Genomic DNA, 18,275 nt, shown 5'->3' with positions numbered 1-18,275 from the left:
CGGGCGGCGAATTCGGCGGCTTCGACATAGGAGGCGGACGCCAGCACGTCCGGGGCGGCCAGGGCAAGGGCCGCAAGCTGCCCGCCGAGCTGACTGAGCCCGTCCGGCGTGGCGGCAGCTACCGCAACCTGAAGGCCCTGGGCTTGCTCGCCCTGAGGGGGCTGCGAGTCGGGGACCGCGAGAAGGTGGGCCGGGCGCGGCAGCCGGCTGCCGGCGTCGTACGCTTTCCCGCCGTACGCCTCACCAAACTGCTCCCCAATGGCCTCCATAACCCCACTCTGCCAGCCACCACTGACAATGAAGACCACCCCAAACCCCTATGTGGAAAACCCGGGAACCTGACCGATCAGCCCGATAAACGCTGCTGGCCGCCGCGTCCCCCAAGGATCGCGACGGCCAGCAAGGTTGTTCAGTTGTAACACACAGTGGTGTCATCCCAATGTCAAGCCGGCGGCCGCTCGTAATGAACGGTGCCGGAGCCGCCTTCAGGACTTCGTGCCGGTCCCATCGGACGTACCAAGATTGGTGGTTTCCGGGTGGGTGCTGTGGGCGGGGATGTGGTCCTCGCCCAGGGCGCCGGCGTCGCCACTTGCGGAAGTGCCGGCCGCGGAAGTGCCAGCGGAAGTGCCGGCCGCGGAAGTGCCAGTGGCGGCCCCGGACGACTGGCTACCGCTGGAGGTGCTGTCGCGGTGCATGGCAGAACCAATCACTGTCCCTGCCCTGCGTGCGGCTTCGCCAAGCTGGTCTGCCACCTCAGGGGCCTTTTCCTTAATGGTTTCCGTTGCCACGGACACCTTGTCCTGGACCGGCTTGCTGTCCCAGATGCCGGCCGCGCGGGCCTTCAGCTTGTCGTAAGCAGCACGGCCGGAGCGCGAGCCGAGGACGTACCCGAAGGCTACGCCCACACCCAAAAGAAGCTTGTTTTTCACGATGAACTCCTGCTCTGCGAGAGGGTTGCGAGAAGGTTGTCAGTCCCGGCCGGGCAGCGGGCGCCCGTTGCCGGAGAAAATGAAAGCCGGCCCGGGGATGATGTCCCCAGGCCGGCTTCCTGGCTTGCCCGTACAGTTATCCGCGGACGCTGCGCTTGGTGACCATGCCGTAAATGGCAAGGACGATCAGCGAGCCGACGATCGCCAGCAGCCACGTCTGGATGGAGAAGAACTCCTGCAGTCCACTGCCGAAGATCATCCCGCCCAGCCAGCCGCCGAGGAACGCGCCAACGACGCCCAGGATCAGGGTGATGAACCAGCCGCCACCCTGCCTGCCCGGGAGGATCGCCTTAGCGATCGCACCAGCAATAAGTCCGAGAATCAGAAATGCAATAAATCCCATTTGTCGCTCTCTTCCTAAGTAAAGGAGGCCCCCATGTTCCGGAGGCACTTCATCCTTCTGGCTCAATAGTAATCATGCTTACTATCTTTTTGCCAACCCCGTTTTTGGAAAAAAGTGCAGTTCAGGCCCGTTTAGTGTCCCGTTTTGTCGGAGTCGTTGCCTGCCCCGGCTCCCTCGTCCAGGATCGATAATTCCGCTAGATCCTGCGGGTCCAGGATGAAATCGAACACGTCCAGGTTATCCGCCATCCGCTCGGGGGAAGCTGTCTTGGGAATCGTTACCAATCCGTTTTGTATGTGCCACCGCAGCACGAGCTGGCCCGGGGTCTTGCCGTGCTTTTCGGCCAGTTGGGAGAGGACAGGGGCGTCCAGCAATCCTGCTCCCGAGCCGCCCAGCGGGCTATAGGACTCGGTAACAATCCCGTGCCGGTTATGGAATTCCCGCTCTGCCGAGCGGGTGATGGCCGGGCTGAGCTGGATCTGGTTTACCGCCGGCACCACGTCAGTCTCCGCCATCAGCCGTTCGAGGTGCGCCGGCTTGAAGTTGGACACCCCGATGGACCGGACCTTCCCCTCAGCTTGCAGCCGCTCAAAAGTCTGCCAGGTGGAGACGTACTGGTCCCTGCCGGGCAGTGGCCAGTGGATCAGCAGCAGGTCCACGTACTCCAGGCCCAGGCGCGCCAGCGATCCTTCCAGGCCCGCCACCGCGCGGTCGTGGCCCTGGAACTCGCCGTCGAGCTTGGTGGTGATGAACAGCTCGCTGCGGTCCACGCCGCAGGCCCGGATGCCGTTGCCCACGCCGCGCTCATTGCCGTACTTCACTGCGGTGTCGATGTGCCGGTACCCGGCTTCCACGGCCTGTACGACGGCGGTCGCGGCCTGTTCGTCGTCCAGCGGCCAGGTGCCAAGACCCAGCTGCGGAATCCTGTTGCCGTCATTGAGTTCGATGAGCGGTGCAAGTGTCATGCCATCAGTCTCCCCTTGTATCGGCCGTCCGGGCATTTACTGCCCGGGATGCGGGAAGGCCCGGAGGATATTGCCGGCGTTGTACTCCAGCGACACCCGGGCCGTACTTGATACCGTATCCGGGTTCTTCTGCTGGGCAAGGAAATCGGCGAAGCGCTGCATCGCCTGGCCAGCCGTGGCCGGGTCGCCGTCCTGGACGGCTTTGGCGGCCTGCTGGGCGCTGGCGCGGAGCTGGCTCGCCACCGGGCCGGAAACGTCGCCGGATTCCACCAGGTCCGCCAGGATGTCCTGCAGGGCCTTGATGCTGCCGGGAAGCCATGCGGCGCGCAGCGGCACGTTGCCGAAGTCCATGTCGGAGGCGAAGTAGAAGTCGGTGTAGGAAGGCTGGTTGTACGTGGTGTTCTGCCGGGCAACCTCGGCACGGTACTGCGGATCGTGCATCAGGGTATAGAGCTTGTGGTCCGTCACTTCGGCGCTCAGATAGATCCGCAGTGCGGAGCTGTCGGCGGTGCGGACCACCAGCTCTTCCCGCCAGTCGCCAAGGATGTCGGCCACCAGGCTGGGGGTTCCCTTGGTGCCATTGTTGGTACGCGTGCCGTCCGCCGTCAGCAGCCGCCCGCGCTTCCAGTCGTCGATGGAAGGCGTCTGGTCGCCTGCTCCATTGACGATCTGCGTGGTCATGTCCGCGGCCCACTTGATGCTCATGTTGGTGCCTGGCGTGTTGCTGGAGAGCTTGCGGCCGTCCGCGGACTGCATGCCGATGGCCCAGTTCTCAATGCCGGGGACGGACGGATCCACATCACCGATCATCCCGCGCCCGGTGTCCTTGCCCGAGTAAGCGCCGAACAGCACCTCGCCGGTGGCTGCATCCCGCATGGCATAGCCGTAGGGCGCATTCGCGGCGCCTTCATGGACGGTGAAGATCTCCTTGCCCGGCCTGCTGGAGTCGATGTCGGTCACATGCATGGCGTCGCCGTGGCCCAGCCGCGCCTCCTCGCCGGGGGCGGCGCTGCCGGTAGGCAGGGTGTCGAACGACGTGTACAAAACCGAGCCGTCGTCGTCGAGCGTTGCCGATCCGTAGACGATCTCCTGCTTCCCGTCGCCGTCCACGTCCGAGGCGCTCAGGGAGTGGAAGCCCTGCGTGGTGAGCTTGCCGTAGGTGGGGTCCGTACCGTCCCGGCCGTGGGGGGAGTCGTTGAACGGGTTGGTCATGGGCGTCCAGCCGGAGTCCACGTTCCAGACGGGGGAGAGGTTGGTTCCGTCCCAGGTGTAGCTGGCCAGAGTGGTGCGGGTGTAGTACCCGCGGGCAAAGACCGCGGCGGGTTTCCGGCCGTCCAGGTAGGCGACGCCGGCCAGGAACCGGTCCACCCGGTTGCCCGGCTCGATGCGCGGCATGGCATAGTCGCCCCACATCAGGCCGTCGTCAGTCCGGCCAGGCGTATAGGCGACGGTCTTCAATTCCTTGCCCGTTGCACCTTCGAACACAGTCAGGTACTCCGGGCCGGACACGACGAATCCTTCAAACGCGCGCAGGTTATTCCGGGCGCTGCGCGACGGGGCGTAGACGTCCATGAAGTAATCAGTCAACGCCTCGGCGTCAGCCTGGGACAGCGGGTACGTGTACTGCGGCGCGATGCCGAAGGCCTCCTCCAGCGTGGCGGGCCAGTGGCCCGCCTTGACCTCCGGGTGCTCCGTCCAGCCCTGGAAGGTTCTCACCATGTGCTGGTAGTAGTCCGCCGCGCTCATGCGGTAGTCGTCCGTGTTGGCGAATCCGGCGTTGATATCGGACTGGAGCATGGTGATGAAGGAGCTGGCCGCCACGCTGCCGTCCGCGTTGAAGCTGGTGCTCCCGGTCCCCGGAGCGGTCTTCATCATCAACTCCGCCCGGCCGTCGCCGTCGAAGTCGTTGACCAGCATTTGCGTGTAGTGGGCGCCGGACCGGATGTTGACGCCCAGGTCGATCCGGCTGAGGAGCGTGCCGTCCGCCTTGTAGGTGTCAACGTAGGTGTTGCCCGTGTAGCCCACCTGCGAGACGTCCTTGGAGTTGTTGGGGTCCCATTTGACGACGAACTCGTACTGCCCGTCACCGTCCACGTCCCCCACGGAGGTGTCATTGGCGGAGTAGGTGTAGGCCTGTCCCGCCGGGGTTACGCCGTCCGCCGGCTTCTTGAGCGGGATGTCCTTGAAGTTGCTGCCCCAGGGGGTGGCGGAGGCGCTGTGGTCCACTTCAACGCCGCCGACGACGGCCCGCACCTGGTAGGCCGACGTTGCGGTTCCGGCCCGGTCCAGGAAGTTCGTGCTGTCCGTCACGGTGGCGAGTTTTTGGCCGTCGCGGTAGACGGTGAAATCCGTGCCGGTAAGGCCGGTGGCGGAGGAACCTGTTGCCTCGTTGCCCAGCAGCCGCCAGCTGAGGAAAACACCCTCGGAAGTGCCCGCAGCCACCAGGCCGCGGTCCAGGTGGTCCAGTTGAATGCCCGGGCTTCCGGGCTTAGGAGAGGGCCCGACGGCGGATGCTGGGGCGGCGAGGCAGCCAACAGTCAGTGCCAGGCCGGCTGCCCCCACGGACAGCAGGCGCACGGGGAGCAGGCGGGCGGAGAGCATTTGTGGATTCATCGATGAATCCTTTCAATTTGAGACGGGAAAACGCTTCCCCAGCAATCTAGCCACGGGGGAGGGGGTAGCGGAAGCCTTGTCTTCTGGCCGCAAAAGCGGTATTTAGAACGTTGTAGAAAGCGGAGGCCCCGCGCCGCCTCGCAGCAAGCCCTCCCTGCCGTTGCCGCCCTCCATACGTTTGCCACCCACGCTGCCCAAGGACGGAACGCCCTTGGGCAGCGTGCCCCGATTCCTGCTCTAGTTGGGCGCCTCCGCCAATTTCCGCTTCAGGATCTTTCCACTTGGCCCCAGTGGGAGTTCTGAAAGAATCTTGACCACGCGCGGGTACTTGTATGCCGCGAGTTGGGCGCTGGCGAAGTCCATCAGCTCGGTCTCGGTGAGACTGGCCCCCGCGTCCAGCACGATGGCGGCCGCGATCTCCTGGCCGTGGACCTCGTGCGGGATGCCGTAGACGGCGGCGCTGACCACGGCCGGGTGGGTCAGCAGGACTTCCTCCACTTCCCGCGGGTACACGTTGTAGCCGTTGCGGATGATCATGTCCTTCTTGCGGTCCACGATGGTGAGGTAGCCGTCGTCGTCCTTGGTGCCAAGGTCGCCGCTGCGGAACCAGCCGTCCACCACGGCCTCCTCGGTGGCCTCAGGCCGGTTGAGGTAGCCCTTCATCAGCAGGTGCCCGCGGATCACCAGTTCCCCGAGTTTCCCGTTGGGCAGCAGCTCGATCCGCTCCGGCACCTCAGGGCGGGCGATTTCGATGTCAACGCCCCAGATTGGGATGCCGATGGTGCCGGGCCGCGGCCGCATGCCCACGTGGTTGAAGGCCGCCACCGGCGACGTTTCCGTCAGGCCATACCCTTCATGGATTTCCACCCCGAAGACGTCGCGGAAACGGTCCATCACGGCCAGTGGAAGCGACGCCCCGCCGGAGATGCCGTACCGCAGCGCGGTGGGCCGGTCCGGCACGGTCTTGGCAGCTTCCAGGAGTGCCACGTACATGGTGGGCACGCCAAGGAAGATGTTCACATCGTGCTTTGCCAGCAGTTTCAGGGCGTCAGGGCCGGTGAAGCGCGGCATCAGCACGATGGTGGCCCCGGCGCGCAGCCCGGTATTGAGGACCACCGTCTGGCCGAAGGTGTGGAAGAGGGGCAGCCCGCCGAACAGGACGTCGCCGGGCCGGAAGTCCATCACGCTCGTGAGCAGGACCGAGGTCTGCTCCACCAGGGCGAAGTGCGTGCCCAGTGCGCCTTTGGGCTTGCCGGTGGTACCCGACGTGTAAAGGATGGTGGCCGTGTCAGATGGCCGGCAGGGTTCGTACGTCCGGATCGGCTCCGCGGCGTCCGCCTCCGCTTCCAGCCGTGGAAACCCGCCGTCGTCGGGCGCCATGACCGTCAGCACATCGACCCCGCTGGCTGAAGCTCCGGCGGCGCCCTCCGTGAGCAGCGGAGCCGCGCAGATCAGCAGCCTGGCGCCGCTGTCCTCGAGGACGTACTCGATCTCCCGGGCCTTGAGCAGGGCGTGCACCGGGACCACGATGGCGCCCAGCGACAGGATGGCGTAATACACCCGTGCGAAGTCCGGGACATTTGGGATCAGGACGGCGACGGCGTCTCCCGGACCAATGCCGCGGGCACGCAAAGCGCCGGCGTAGCCGCGCGTCTGGCGCCAGAGGTCACCGTAGCTGACCTGGTCCTCGCCGACGACGAGGGCAATGCTGTCCGGAGTCCTTTGGGCTGATTCAGCCAGGATCGCTGCGACGGAGATGGTGGCGAAGCCGTCGGCGGAGTTGGTGTTGGTCATGGCCTGCTTCTTTGTCGGGATGGTCATGCTGTGAGGATCAGGGCGTCGCCCTGGCCGCCGCCCCCGCAGAGGGCCACGACGCCGGTGCCCCCACCGCGGCGCTTCAGTGCCAGCGCCTGGTGCAGCACCAGGCGGGCACCCGAGGCGCCCACGGGGTGGCCCAGGGCGATGGCGCCGCCTTCGGCGTTCACGGATTCGGTGTCGATGCCCAGGTCGTTGGCGGACTGGATGAGGACCGAGGCGAAGGCCTCGTTGATTTCCACCAGGTCCAGCTCCTGCACGGTCAGGCCCTGGTCCTTGAGCGCTCGCTCGATGGCGCGGGCCGGCTGGGAATGCAGGGATCCGTCGGGGCCTGCGGTCTGGCCGTGGGCGCCGATCTCGGCAATCCACTCCAGGCCTGCCGCTTCCGCGGCTGCCTTGCTGGCAATGACCAGCGCCGCTGCGCCGTCGGAAAGGGGCGACGACGACCCTGCCGTGATGGTGGCGGTCTCCGCCTTGGAGAACGCGGGGCGGAGCTGCGCCAGGGATTCCGCCGTGGTGTCCGGGCGGATGCCTTCGTCGTGTTCAAGGGTCACGGCGGGTCCCCTGCGCTGCGGTATCTCGATCGGTGCGATCTCCTCCGCCATGATCCCCGCTGCGCGGGCGGCTTCGGCGCGCTGGTGGGAGCGGGCCGCCACGGCGTCCTGCTCTTCGCGGGTAATGCCGCGTTCGGCGTTTCCGGAGTCGGTGGCCTCACCCATCAGCTTCTTGCTCACCGGGTCCTGCAGCCCGTCATGATTCAGGGAGTCCAGCATGGGGGCATCGCCGATGACGACGCCGGCGCGCAGCCCCGGGACCAGGTGTGGTGCGTTGGTCATCGATTCCTGGCCGGCGGCCACAATGAAGTCGGCTTCGCCGGTGCGGATCATGCGGGCGGCGTCGATGACGGCCGTCAGTCCGGACAGGCAGAGCTTGTTGATGGTGATGGTGGGGACGTCCCAGCCGATTCCGGCGGCCAGGCTGGCCTGGCGGGCGGGACCCTGGCCGGCGCCGGCCTGGATGACCTGCCCGACGATGACCGCGCCGATCTGCTCAGGTGCCACGCCGGTGCGTTCCAGCGCGGCGCGGATGGCATGGGCACCGAGTTCACTGGAGGAAAAGGGCGTGAGGCCGCCGCGGAACCTGCCGAACGGGGTGCGTGCACCGCCCAGGATGACGGGGATGTTGGCGTTCTGGTTCAAGAACAGTCCTTTCAAGAGATGATGGGAGGCGGAACTCAAGCGGCAGGGGTCAGGCGAAGGCGGAGGTGCCGGTGATGCCGCGGCCGATAATGAGCGCCTGCATGGTCTCGGTGCCTTCGTAGGTGTGGATGGCTTCGATGTCGGCAAGGTGCCTGGCGACGCGGTTTTCCAGCAGGATCCCGTTGCCGCCCAGCAGGTCACGGGCGTTGGACGCGATGCCGCGGGCGGTCCGGGTGCAGGTGTACTTGACGAGCGATGCTTGCTCCGGGGTCAGTGTTCCGGCTTCATCCAGGCGAGTCATCTGCACCACCAGCAGCTGCATGGTGGCCAGTTCGCTGAGCATCCGGGCCAGCCGTTCCTGGACGATCTGGGATGCGGCCAGCGGCCGGCCGAACTGCTTGCGTTGCTTGGCGTACTGGACGGCCGTTTCGTAGCAGGCGGTGGCATGCCCGACGGCGGACCAGGCCACGCCCAGCCTGGTCGCCAACAGGACCCTGGCTGTGTCCTTGAAGGTGCGTGCGCCCGGCAGGACGTTGTCTTCGGGAACGAAGACATCCTCCAGCCGGATGTGGGCCTGCCAGATGGCGCGGAGGGCAAGTTTGCCTTCGATTTTCGTGGCGGTGTAGCCAGGGGAGTCCTGTGGAACCAGGTAGCCGTGGACCTGGCCGTCATCGCCCCGGGCCCAGACGATGCTCACGCCGCCCACGGAGCCGTTGCCGATCCACTTCTTTTCGCCGTTGAGCAGGAACCCGCCGTCCGTGCGGGTTGCCGTGGTTTCCAGGGCCACCGAGTCGGAGCCGTGCGTAGGCTCGGTGAGGGCGAACGCCGCGTATTCCGTGCCCCTGGCAATTGCCGGCAGCCAGCGTTCCTTCTGTGCCGCGGAGCCACATTCAGCCACCGAACGCAGTGCCAGGCCGCCCTGGACCGCAATCATCGTGGCCACGGAACCGTCGCCCCGGCTGATCTCCATGTTCACCAGGCCGGCAGCCATGCTGCTCATCGGCGCGAAGCCTTCGACTGTGATGCCATCGCGGAGCAGGTCCAGTTCGCCTAGGCGCTTGAGGAGGTGCAGCGGGTACTCGCCGCGTTCCCAGTAGCCGTCGATGACGGGGAGGACCTCAGCCTGGACGAAGGCGCGGGCGCGGTCCCAGTAAACGCGGTCTTCATCGCCGACTCCGGCCAGGATGGACGCCGGGTCCGTCCCGAGGGCCTCGGTCAGGACGTATTCCGGCTCAACCGTGCCGGAAGGGAAACCGGCTGGAATTCCCGTGGTGCGGGTGGGCGCGAGGCTGGGCGACGTCGTCGTCATGTATCTGCATCCTTTGAATCAGCGGCCGCGGAAGGGCCGGGGCCGTGTGGTCTGCACCACACGATCCAAGGATGCTATGAAACGCAGTTCCACGTCAAGAAACTGAGTATCAATGCTGGGAGGTGGCGCCGCTGGGGCTTACGGGAGCGCGTCCCGGACCGCCTGGGCAATCGCGTCCTTGTCGGCGGGGCCGGGAAAGACGGTGACGACGACGGTGGGGGCTGGCTGGGCGGCAGCGGGAACGGGAGCGCCCAGGAGCACGGGCCGGAACGTCTCCGCCAAGGCCTGGAGCTCGGTGGCCAGGGCTGTGGCCCGGTGCCGGTCGGACGAAGCGGTGTCCCCGGCCCCGGGTGCGGCCCGCAGCCATTCCCGCAGGAAGGCGTTATGCACGGCCACTACCGCTGCAGCGAAGGCGACGGCCTTGTATTCGCGCCGGCCGTTCCGGGGCAGCTTGTCATCCAGGTGGTGGAGGAACGCCCGCTCGTAGCGGTGCGAGGTCACCAGCTCCCGGTCCCGGAGGGCGGGAACTGCCTGCAAAAGCCCGTACCGGGCGCGGGAGGTTTGGGGGTTCCGCAGATGGTGGTCGAAGACCAGCAGCGCCGCGTCCGCCACCGCGGCCAGCGGCTCGAGCCTGGATTCGGCCAGCCGTTCGTTGACCTGGTGCAGGATCCGCTCGTGGTCGGCGAAGACAACGTCCTCCTTGGACCCGAACCTGCGGAAGAACGTGCTGCGGCTCATGCCCGAGGCCTCTGCGAGTTCCTCGACGGACGTTGCATCGAAGCCCTGCTTCGCCAGGAGGCCAATGGCTGCCGCAACGGGCCCGTCGGCAGGATGCCCGTCGACGGGACGGCTGGAAGGGGGCGAAGTCATGCGCCGAAATGTAGCACAGCTGCCCTCCGGCAAGCTGGCCTGCCCCGCAAGGCAGCAGGCCAGCTTGTGGCCGGGCTCAGGCGCCCTGCCGCGCCCAGCCGGTCAGCTTGTCGGAAAGCTGCATGTACGCCTCGTTGACCTGCTGCAGCTCCGGGTGGCTGTCGTACCACGCCACGATTTCCCGTGCTCCGTCCGCGAACGGAATGGTGGCGGTGTAGTCCGGAACCAGGGACTTGATCTTGGTGTTGTCGAAGACCACCGAATGGGACCGGTCGCCCAGGAGGTTGGAACCGAGTTCCTGGTCGTGGGCGGCGATGGTTTCGGACGCCACATGCACCAGTTCCGGTTCCCGGACCCCGGCCGCCCTCGCGAAGAGCCGGTAGATCTGGTTCCAGGGCAGGTATTCGCCGGATGTGATGGTGTAGCTCTCGCCCACGGCCTGCGGCCGGCCAAGCAGGCCGACGAACGCCTTGGCAAAGTCCTTGCTGTGCGTCAGCGTCCACAGCGAGGTGCCGTCGCCGTGGACCATGACAGGGAGGCCGTTGCGCATGCGGTGGATGTCCGTCCAGCCGCCCACCATGGCGATCTTGGTGCGGTCGTAGGTGTGCGACGGCCGGACCACCGTCAGCGGGAAGTCGTCCTCCCGGTAGGCCCGGAACAGCAGCTCCTCGCATGCGATCTTGTCCCGGGAGTACTGCCAGAACGGATTCTTCAACGGCGTGGACTCGAGGATGGGCAGCCTGGTGGGCGGCTTCTGGTACGCGGAGGCCGAGCTGATGAAGACGTACTGAGCCGTCCGCTCCCGGAACAACTCCAGGCTGGTTTGCGCCTGGTCGGGAGTGTAGGAGATGAAGTCAGCCACGGCGTCGAACTCCCTCCCGCCCAGCACCTCCCGGACGGAGGCCGCATCGCGGACGTCCGCGTGCAGCACTTCGGCGCCCTCGGGGACAGGGCGGCTGGACTCGCCCCGGTTCAGGATGGTCAGCCGGTGGCCCAGCGCGGCAGCGCGTTCTGCCGCCGCCGCGCTGATGACCCCTGTACCGCCGATGAACAGGATGCTCCTCGGCGCCACCGCATCCGCCGCGAGGCCTACCACGCGTAGTCTTCCGGTGCCGTGCGGTGTCCCGGGAAGATGTCGTCCAGGCGCTTGAGGGCTTCGCCATCGAGTGAGACATCCAGTGCGCGGATGGCGGCGTCCAGCTGTTCCTGCGTGCGTGGGCCCACGATTGGTGCCGTCACTGCGGGCTGGTGCAGGAGCCACGCCAGGGCCACGTCGCCGGGTTCGTGGCCCAGGTCGTCCGCGAAGTCCTCGTACTGGCGGATCTGGTCCTCGTGCTTCTTAAGAGTTTCCAAGGCCCGCCCCTCCGTCCGGCGGACTCCCTGGCGTTCCTTCTTCAGCACGCCGCCCAGCAGCCCGCCCTGCAGCGGCGACCAGGGAATGAGGCCCAGCCCGTACTGCTGGGCGGCCGGGATGACTTCCAGTTCCACCTGCCGGGTGAACAGGTTGTAGATGGACTGCTCGCTGACCAGGCCCTTGTAGTTCCGGCGGCGCGCTGCTTCCTGCGCCTGGGCGATGTGCCAGCCGGCGAAGTTGCTGCTGCCCGAGTACAGGATCTTGCCTTGCTGCACGGCCACTTCGATGGCCTGCCAGATCTCATCCCACGGCGTGTCGCGGTCGATGTGGTGGAACTGGTAAACGTCGATGTAGTCGGTCTGGAGGCGCTTGAGGCTGGCATCGAGTGCGCGGCGGATGTTCAATGCCGAGAGCTTGGACTCGTTGGGCCGGTCCGTCATGGTGCCGTAGAGCTTGGTGGCCAGGACGGTGTGCTCCCGGCGCTCGCCGCCTTTGGCAAACCATCGCCCGATGATCTCCTCTGTCCAGCCTCGGTGGTCGGCGCCGCCGTACACATTGGCGGTGTCGAAGAAGTTGATACCGGCCTCGTGGGCAGAGTCCATGATGCTGTGGGCGTCCGCTTCCTCCGTCTGTGGACCAAAATTCATGGTGCCCAGGCAGAGGCGGGAAACTTTCAGGCCGGAGCGGCCCAAGTGGGTGTACTGCATGAAAATCCTTTCAACGGGGAAGCCTGGCGGGTTGCCGGGTGGGTCTGCCGGGACCTACATCTGGGTGAAGGCTGCGACGGCGGGATCGGAACCGATGCGCGCGCCGGACTCCAGTGCGGTGATGGCGGACAGTTCGTCTTCGGACAGCTTCAGGGACGAGGCCGCGAAGTTTTCCCGGATCCGGCCCGGGTTCGCCGACTTGGGAATGACGATGTTGCCGTTGGCGAGGTGCCAGGCGAGCACCACCTGTGCGGTGCTTGCACTGTGGTCATTCGCGATTTGGGTGACGGCATTTCCGTTCAGGTCCCCGCCTTGCCCCAGGGGGCTGTACGCCTCGACGGCGATACCCAGGCTGCGGCACTTGGCGGCTAGGTCCGCCTGCTGGTAACTGGGGTGAAGTTCGATCTGGTTAACGGCGGGCACGGTTTCCGCGGATTCCAGCAGGGCGTCCAGGTGGTCCGAAAGGAAGTTGGAGACGCCGATGGCACGGATTTCCTTGTTTTCGTACAGCCGCTCCATCTCCTTCCAGGCCTGGACGAAGAGCCCCTGCGAGGGGACCGGCCAGTGGATGAGGTAGAGATCGATGAAGTCCAGGCCCAGGGCCTTGCGGCTGTTCTGGAACGCTTCCTGCGCCCGGCCTTGCTCGCCGTTGCGCAGCTTGGTGGTAACGAAGATTTGCTCGCGGGGGATCCCGGTGGCGGCGAGGGCCGCCCCCACTCCAGCCTCGTTCCGGTAGGCGGCGGCGGTGTCGATGTGGCGGTATCCCGCTTCCAGGGCGTCTTCCACGGTCCGCTGCGTGTCCTCCGGCGGGACCTGGAAAACGCCGAAGCCAAGCTGCGGGATGGTGACGCCGTTGTTGAGTGTCAGCTCTGACATGGTGTGCTCCTTGGAACGTATGGTGCTGGGGAATGATGCCGGCTGCTCGACAAGTGAGGAACCGAAGTGAGAAATCGGTTTCCACCGGCTCACTCCTGAGCCTATGCATTTTCTGCCGGCAAGTCAGCAGGCAAAGCTGTTCCTGTTTTTCCTAGGACTGCCAGTCCTACCTTCGTTGTAGGGCAGGACGCTCAACGCAGGCACAATGGTCTGCATGGGTCAAAGCGCCGAGTTCGGAAAATTCCTTAAAGCCATGCGGTCCCGGTTGAGCCCGGAAGTGGCCGGGGCAGGTCCCAGCACGGGTGCCCGCAGGGTTCCGGGGCTGCGCCGGGAGGAAGTGGCGCGGCTGGCGGGCGTCAGCACCGACTATTACGTCCGGCTGGAGCAGGGCCGCAACATCCACCCGTCACGCACGGTCCTGGACGCCGTTGCCAGGGCCCTCCGGCTGGACAGCAGCGAGCACGCGCACATGCTGGACCTCCTCGAGAACTGCGCGGGTGCTCCCCGTGAACCCGGCGCCAATGCAGCACAGGGTGTCCGCCCGGCACTGCGCCAGCTCCTGGACGCCGTGGGGGAGGTGCCCGCGCTGGTTTTGGGCCGGCGCAATGACGTCCTGGCAGGCAACAGAATGGCCTTCCTGTTGTTCGCCGATTTCCCTGCGCTGCCGCCCGTGGAGCGGAACCTGACCCGCTGGACCATCCTGGACCCCGCGGCGAGGGAACTGTTCAGGGACTGGAAGACGGTGGCGGCCGAAGCGGCAGGCTCCCTCCGCCTCGACGTGGGCCGGCACCCCAACGATCCCCAGGCGAACCATCTGGTGGGCGAGCTGGCGGTCCACAGTGAACACTTCCGCAAGTGGTGGGCCGGGCACCGGGTGGCCACACGTGCTGCGGGCACCGTCCGGCTGCACCATCCCGCTGTGGGGGACCTGGAACTGAACTTTGAGAACCTGGTCCTGCCGGAGGACCCCGACCAGACGCTCCGGGTGTACTCCGCCCGGCCGGGCACGCCGTCGTCGGACGCCTTGGCACTGCTGGGCAGCCTCGGGGCGGCGCCGGATGCTGCACTGGAGCGGGACCCGGCCGCGGTGGCCGAAAGCGGCGGCGCGGCGGGCTGAGCAGTACCTGGACTGCCGTGCCACTGTACATTCGTCCAGCGCAGTGGAGTGATTCTGGCCAGCCGCCCATTGGTGGCGGACCGGGCCTTTCCTAGGGTGGGAGTACCAGTTTTCCCTGCCAGTTCTTATCACCCCAGGATGGTCTCAACGATGAAACGCATCGCCCTGCTGAAGGAGCGCCAGACGTCTGCCGGCGCCGCCTCCACCGCCACCGGTTCGCACTGCCCGGTCTCCGGCCTCTGGAGCCCGGACCTCGACCCGCACACGGTCCTGTCCTTCTTCGAGGGCCATGTCTTCCCGGCCTTCGACGGTGTGCCCACCGTCTGGCGGCGGCGCAGCCCCGGCACCGCAAACTAGGCGTAAAGCACGACTGACCCGCAGCCAACTTCAAGGACATGTTGGCTGCGGGTCAGTCGTGTCTGGCGTTAGTGTTCTTCCAGGCGGAAGCCGATCTTGATGGTGACCTGCCAGTCCGCGATCTTCCCGTCCTCAAGGTGGCCGCGGACCTCCTTGACCTCGAACCAGTCGAGGTTCCGCAGGGTCTTGGAAGCCTGGGCAATTCCGTTGCGGACGGCGTCGTCCACACCCTGGGTGGAGGTGCCGACAATTTCAGAAATGCTGTACGTGTGGTTGGACAACTTCGCTCCTCGTGATCGTCGATGCTCCCGGTTGCGGGCCGTCCCTGAAGCCTAGTAGGACTGCGGGAGCGTTGAACAGGGCCCCGGGCCAATCAAGACCGCAAGGACAACGGGCTACTTGGCTTCCAGGACCAGCTGCCTCAGATCGTCGAGCGTCTGCTGCATGTGCGCATCCATGGCCTGCCGCGACCGGCCGGCGTCGCGGGACTCCAGGGCTTCGGCAATGTTTTGATGGTGTCCGATTGCGTGCTCCTGGATCGCCGGAACTGCCGAGGTCTCGGTCCTGCGCTTTTCCAGCACGCGGTGCAGCGGCTCGAAGAGGACGGAGACGAACACGTTGCCGGACGCGCGCAGGATGACGTCGTGGAAGGCAAGGTCTGCTTCCACGAAGGCCGCGACGTCGTTGATGCTGTGGGCGGCTTTCATCGCCGAAATGTAGTTGAAGAGCGCCGTAATGTCTTCTTCAGCAATCCGTCCCGCGGCCAGTTCGCAGGCGCCCGTTTCGAGCATCCGGCGCAGCTCGATGAGCTGGATGGAGGCGTCGGCGTCGTTCTTGCCCTCGGACGCGGCCCGGAGTACGGCTTCCAGCGAGGCCCAGCGGCTCAAGGGATTGACGAAGGTTCCCCTGCCGCGCTCCACGCTGAGGATGCGCTGGGCCTGCAGTGTCTTCATCGCCTCACGCACGGTCATGCGGCTGACTTCGTGGCGCGCGCTCAGCTCATGCTCGCCGGGGACGATCGAACCGGGCGGAAACTCGCCTTCAATGATGCGGTCCAGCAGCTCGTCGGCCACCACGCCCACCAGTGACTTCCTTGCCATGTTGCCCCCGATCACTCTTTCCGGCCGACGCCTGGCGGATATGTCAGACAAGTGTACTTGCGCGTCCGTATGCTGTGTGCCACACTAATTTTTAAATGCAAGATGTCAGACATCTTACAGTTACCTTTACATCAGGATCCGCGAGCCCGGATCGCTACACAACGGAGTGCACTGTGACGCTTGAAGCAGACGTTCTGGCCGCCTATCCGGCAGACCTTGAGATTCCCGCCGGCGTGGTTGCGGCCTCCCTCGCAGCTTCCAACGCTGCGGTTCCCCGCGTCCTGGTAGCGCTCGACGACGACCCCACCGGCACGCAGTCCGTGGCAGACCTGCCCGTGCTCACCCGCTGGGAAGTGGAAGATTTCACGTGGGCTTTTGCCCAGGGCAAGCCCGCCGTGTATGTCCTGACCAACACCCGAAGCCTTGACCCCGCCGAAGCGGCAGCCCGGAACGAGGAAGTGGTCCGCAACGCCCTGGCGGCAGCCTCCGATGCAGGCGTCCGCTTGGGCTTCGTCAGCCGCAGCGATTCCACCCTCCGAGGCCACTTCCCCCTGGAACCGGACGTCATCGCAGCCACGGTCGCCGAGGTCAGCGGTGAAAAGACCGACGGCGTCGTCCTGGTCCCCGCCTTCCCCGACGCCGGCCGCCTCACCGTTGGCGGCGTCCACCACATGCGCGGCACCGGTGACGCCAAGGGAACCCTGGTCCCCGTTTCCGAGACCGAGTTCGCCAAGGACGCTTCCTTCGGCTTCAGCACCTCCGTCATGGCTGATTACATCGCGGAGAAATCACAGGGCCGGTTCCCCGCGGACTCCGTCATCGTCCTGGACCTCAACATCATCCGCGCCGGATCATCCGCCCAGGACCCTGCCATCTCCGCCAAGGCCATCGCGGACGCCATCGAGCCGGCCACCAACTCAACCCCCATCGTCGCGGACATCGTCACCGAGAACGACTTCCGCGCCCTCGCCCTAGGGCTGGAAGAAGCCGAGCGCCGCGGCAAGAAGCTCCTGTACCGCGTGGGGCCGCCGTTCGTTCGCGGCCGCATCGGCCAGGAAGTCCGCACCGCGCTGACCGCCGAAGAAGCGTACGAGGGCAACACCCCATCAGAGGCCGGCGGCCTGATCGTGGTGGGCTCGCACGTCGGCCTTACCACGCGCCAGCTCAACGTCCTCACCGCGGAACACAGCGCCGCGCGGATCATCGAGATCGACGTCGAGAAACTCCTCGGCGAGGAAAATGAAGCCAAGGCCCACCTGGACCAGACCGTGGACGCCGTCGTCGAGGCCCTCCACATCGGCGACGTCATCGTCCACACCAGCCGCCTGCTCATCAAGACCGACGATCCCGCCGAAAGCCTGCGGATCGCCCGGACCGTCTCCGCCGCCGTCGTGGACGTGGTCAACCGAACCCTGAAGACCTTCCCGCCGCGGTTCGTCATCGCCAAGGGCGGCATCACGTCCTCGGACGTGGCAGCCCACGGCCTGGAGATTCGCCACGCTATCGTCCGGGGCCCGATGCTGCCAGGCATCGTCAGCCTCTGGGAACCAGTGGACGGCCCCGCGAAGGGCATCCCGTACATCGTCTTTGCCGGCAACGTGGGCGACGACGATTCACTCGCCCAGGTCACCCGCAAGCTCAGCAAAAAATTCTGATTTCCACCACCGCAAGAATTCAATGGAGAACACCATGACCAGCAACTACACCGTCACCGTCCTGGGGCTCGGCGCCATGGGCCTGCCGATGGCCACGCGCCTGGCCTCGCAGCTGACCGTCCACGGCTTCGACATCGCAGAGCCCCGCCTGGAGCTCGCCCGCGAAGCCGGCATTGCCACCTTCACCACCGCCCGTGACGCCGCCAAGGGCGCCAACGCAGTGCTCCTGGCCGTCCGCAACGGCGAACAGCTCAACGATGTCCTCTTCGGCGAGAACGGCGTGGCCTCCGTGCTGGAGCCCGGCGCCGTCGTCATCCTCGGCAGCACCGTGGGCACCGACGCCATCCCCGCCACGGTCGCCAAGCTGGCCGAATACGGCGTGGACCTGGTGGACGCGCCGCTGTCCGGCGGCCCCAAGCGCGCCGGCGAAGGCGACCTGCTGATCGTCGTCGGCGCTTCCCCCGAAGCCCGCGAAAAGGCCGCCCCCACCCTGGACCTGCTCGCCTCCACGCTCACTGTAGTGGGCGACAACCCCGGCGACGGCCAGGCCCTGAAGACCGTCAACCAGCTCCTCTGCGGTGTCCACATCGCCGCCGCCGCCGAGGCCCTGGCCCTGGCAGACGCCCTTGGCCTGGACCAGGCCAAGACCCTCGCCGCCCTGGAAGCCGGCGCTGCCGGTTCCTTCATGCTCTCCAACCGCGGCCCCCGCATCCTCGAGGCCTACAACGAGGACGGAGCCGAGGTCCTCTCCCGCCTGGACATCTTCGTCAAGGACATGGGCATCGTGGGCAAGGCCACCCGCGCCGCCGGCCTGGCAGCCCCCGTTGCCGCCGCCGCCGAACAGCTCTACCTGCTGGGCCAGGCCCAGGGCCTCGCCGCCGCCGATGACTCCGCCGTCATCAAGGTGGTCGCGCCCGCCAAGCGCACCAAGTAAGCCACCCCTCCTGCCCTCGCGGCAAAAGGTACGACGACGGCGGTCCCCCCTCCGCCGTCGTCGTACCTCCCA

General features: G+C 66.4%; 17 protein-coding genes and 1 pseudogene. 4 read left to right on the top strand and 14 right to left on the bottom strand.

Going from position 1 to position 18,275, the window contains the following annotated elements; translation table 11 throughout:
- The 12 genes and pseudogenes from ACTHQS_RS20600 to ACTHQS_RS20545 all read right to left on the bottom strand — a co-directional run.
- Window positions 1-269, bottom strand: a pseudogene (locus tag ACTHQS_RS20600) (HNH endonuclease signature motif containing protein); the annotation flags it as partial.
- Window positions 270-485: 216 nt separating this feature from the next.
- Window positions 486-929 carry a YtxH domain-containing protein gene (locus ACTHQS_RS20595; RefSeq protein ID WP_440172596.1) on the bottom strand — a complete coding sequence of 148 codons (444 nt, stop codon included), beginning with the start codon at window positions 927-929 and terminating at the stop codon, window positions 486-488.
- 136 nt (window positions 930-1,065) lie between these two features.
- Window positions 1,066-1,332 (bottom strand): GlsB/YeaQ/YmgE family stress response membrane protein, encoded by a 267-nt coding sequence (locus ACTHQS_RS20590; protein WP_440172594.1) that lies wholly within the window; start codon window positions 1,330-1,332, stop codon window positions 1,066-1,068.
- Between the two features lie 131 nt (window positions 1,333-1,463).
- Window positions 1,464-2,297 (bottom strand): aldo/keto reductase, encoded by an 834-nt coding sequence (locus ACTHQS_RS20585; RefSeq protein ID WP_440172593.1) that lies wholly within the window; start codon window positions 2,295-2,297, stop codon window positions 1,464-1,466.
- 36 nt (window positions 2,298-2,333) lie between these two features.
- Window positions 2,334-4,910: a rhamnogalacturonan lyase gene (locus tag ACTHQS_RS20580; RefSeq protein ID WP_440172591.1), complete on the bottom strand. Its 2,577-nt coding sequence runs from the start codon at window positions 4,908-4,910 to the stop codon at window positions 2,334-2,336.
- Between the two features lie 237 nt (window positions 4,911-5,147).
- Window positions 5,148-6,704, bottom strand: a complete 1,557-nt coding sequence (locus ACTHQS_RS20575; RefSeq protein ID WP_440172602.1) for a long-chain-fatty-acid--CoA ligase — start codon at window positions 6,702-6,704, stop codon at window positions 5,148-5,150.
- A gap of 23 nt (window positions 6,705-6,727) precedes the next feature.
- The gene (locus tag ACTHQS_RS20570) at window positions 6,728-7,924 is read right to left on the bottom strand and encodes an acetyl-CoA C-acetyltransferase (protein ID WP_440172590.1); all 1,197 of its coding nucleotides are present in this window, start codon (window positions 7,922-7,924) and stop codon (window positions 6,728-6,730) included.
- Window positions 7,925-7,973: 49 nt separating this feature from the next.
- Window positions 7,974-9,233, bottom strand: coding sequence for an acyl-CoA dehydrogenase family protein (locus tag ACTHQS_RS20565; RefSeq protein WP_440172588.1), 1,260 nt, complete (start codon window positions 9,231-9,233; stop codon window positions 7,974-7,976).
- A 138-nt stretch (window positions 9,234-9,371) separates the two neighbouring features.
- Window positions 9,372-10,103: a TetR/AcrR family transcriptional regulator gene (locus tag ACTHQS_RS20560; protein ID WP_440172586.1), complete on the bottom strand. Its 732-nt coding sequence runs from the start codon at window positions 10,101-10,103 to the stop codon at window positions 9,372-9,374.
- Between the two features lie 76 nt (window positions 10,104-10,179).
- A complete protein-coding gene (locus ACTHQS_RS20555) occupies window positions 10,180-11,199 on the bottom strand; it encodes an NAD-dependent epimerase/dehydratase family protein (protein WP_440172584.1) in 1,020 nt (339 codons plus the stop codon).
- Window positions 11,193-12,164, bottom strand: coding sequence for an aldo/keto reductase (locus ACTHQS_RS20550; protein WP_440172582.1), 972 nt, complete (start codon window positions 12,162-12,164; stop codon window positions 11,193-11,195). Before ACTHQS_RS20550 ends, ACTHQS_RS20555 begins: the two co-directional genes overlap by 7 nt.
- Window positions 12,165-12,218: 54 nt before the next feature.
- Window positions 12,219-13,040, bottom strand: a complete 822-nt coding sequence (locus ACTHQS_RS20545; protein WP_440172580.1) for an aldo/keto reductase — start codon at window positions 13,038-13,040, stop codon at window positions 12,219-12,221.
- Window positions 13,041-13,254: 214 nt separating this feature from the next.
- Between ACTHQS_RS20545 and ACTHQS_RS20540 the strand changes: the two genes are divergently transcribed.
- Both ACTHQS_RS20540 and ACTHQS_RS20535 read left to right on the top strand, forming a co-directional pair.
- A complete protein-coding gene (locus ACTHQS_RS20540) occupies window positions 13,255-14,157 on the top strand; it encodes a helix-turn-helix domain-containing protein (RefSeq protein WP_440172578.1) in 903 nt (300 codons plus the stop codon).
- 150 nt (window positions 14,158-14,307) lie between these two features.
- Entirely contained in the window at window positions 14,308-14,514 is a 207-nt protein-coding gene (locus tag ACTHQS_RS20535) for a hypothetical protein (protein ID WP_440172576.1), read from the top strand.
- 68 nt (window positions 14,515-14,582) lie between these two features.
- On the opposite strand, the gene ACTHQS_RS20530 is transcribed toward ACTHQS_RS20535, so the two are convergent.
- Both ACTHQS_RS20530 and ACTHQS_RS20525 read right to left on the bottom strand, forming a co-directional pair.
- On the bottom strand, window positions 14,583-14,795 hold the full coding sequence (locus tag ACTHQS_RS20530) for a dodecin (RefSeq protein WP_141158437.1): 213 nt from the start codon (window positions 14,793-14,795) through the stop codon (window positions 14,583-14,585).
- A gap of 114 nt (window positions 14,796-14,909) precedes the next feature.
- On the bottom strand, window positions 14,910-15,614 hold the full coding sequence (locus ACTHQS_RS20525) for a FadR/GntR family transcriptional regulator (RefSeq protein ID WP_440172574.1): 705 nt from the start codon (window positions 15,612-15,614) through the stop codon (window positions 14,910-14,912).
- Between the two features lie 173 nt (window positions 15,615-15,787).
- Here ACTHQS_RS20525 and ACTHQS_RS20520 point away from each other — a divergent pair, with 173 nt between their 5' ends.
- Window positions 15,788-17,269 carry a four-carbon acid sugar kinase family protein gene (locus ACTHQS_RS20520; RefSeq protein ID WP_440172572.1) on the top strand — a complete coding sequence of 494 codons (1,482 nt, stop codon included), beginning with the start codon at window positions 15,788-15,790 and terminating at the stop codon, window positions 17,267-17,269.
- 34 nt (window positions 17,270-17,303) lie between these two features.
- The gene (locus ACTHQS_RS20515; RefSeq protein WP_440172571.1) at window positions 17,304-18,203 is read left to right on the top strand and encodes an NAD(P)-dependent oxidoreductase; all 900 of its coding nucleotides are present in this window, start codon (window positions 17,304-17,306) and stop codon (window positions 18,201-18,203) included.
- The last annotated feature ends 72 nt before the right edge of the window (window positions 18,204-18,275 follow it).

The sequence above is a fragment of the Arthrobacter sp. SAFR-044 genome (assembly GCF_051965175.1).
In the GTDB taxonomy this organism is placed as follows: Bacteria; Actinomycetota; Actinomycetes; order Actinomycetales; family Micrococcaceae; genus Arthrobacter.
Note: the sequence above shows the minus strand (reverse complement) of the source record. Positions and strands in the feature narration are given on the sequence as shown.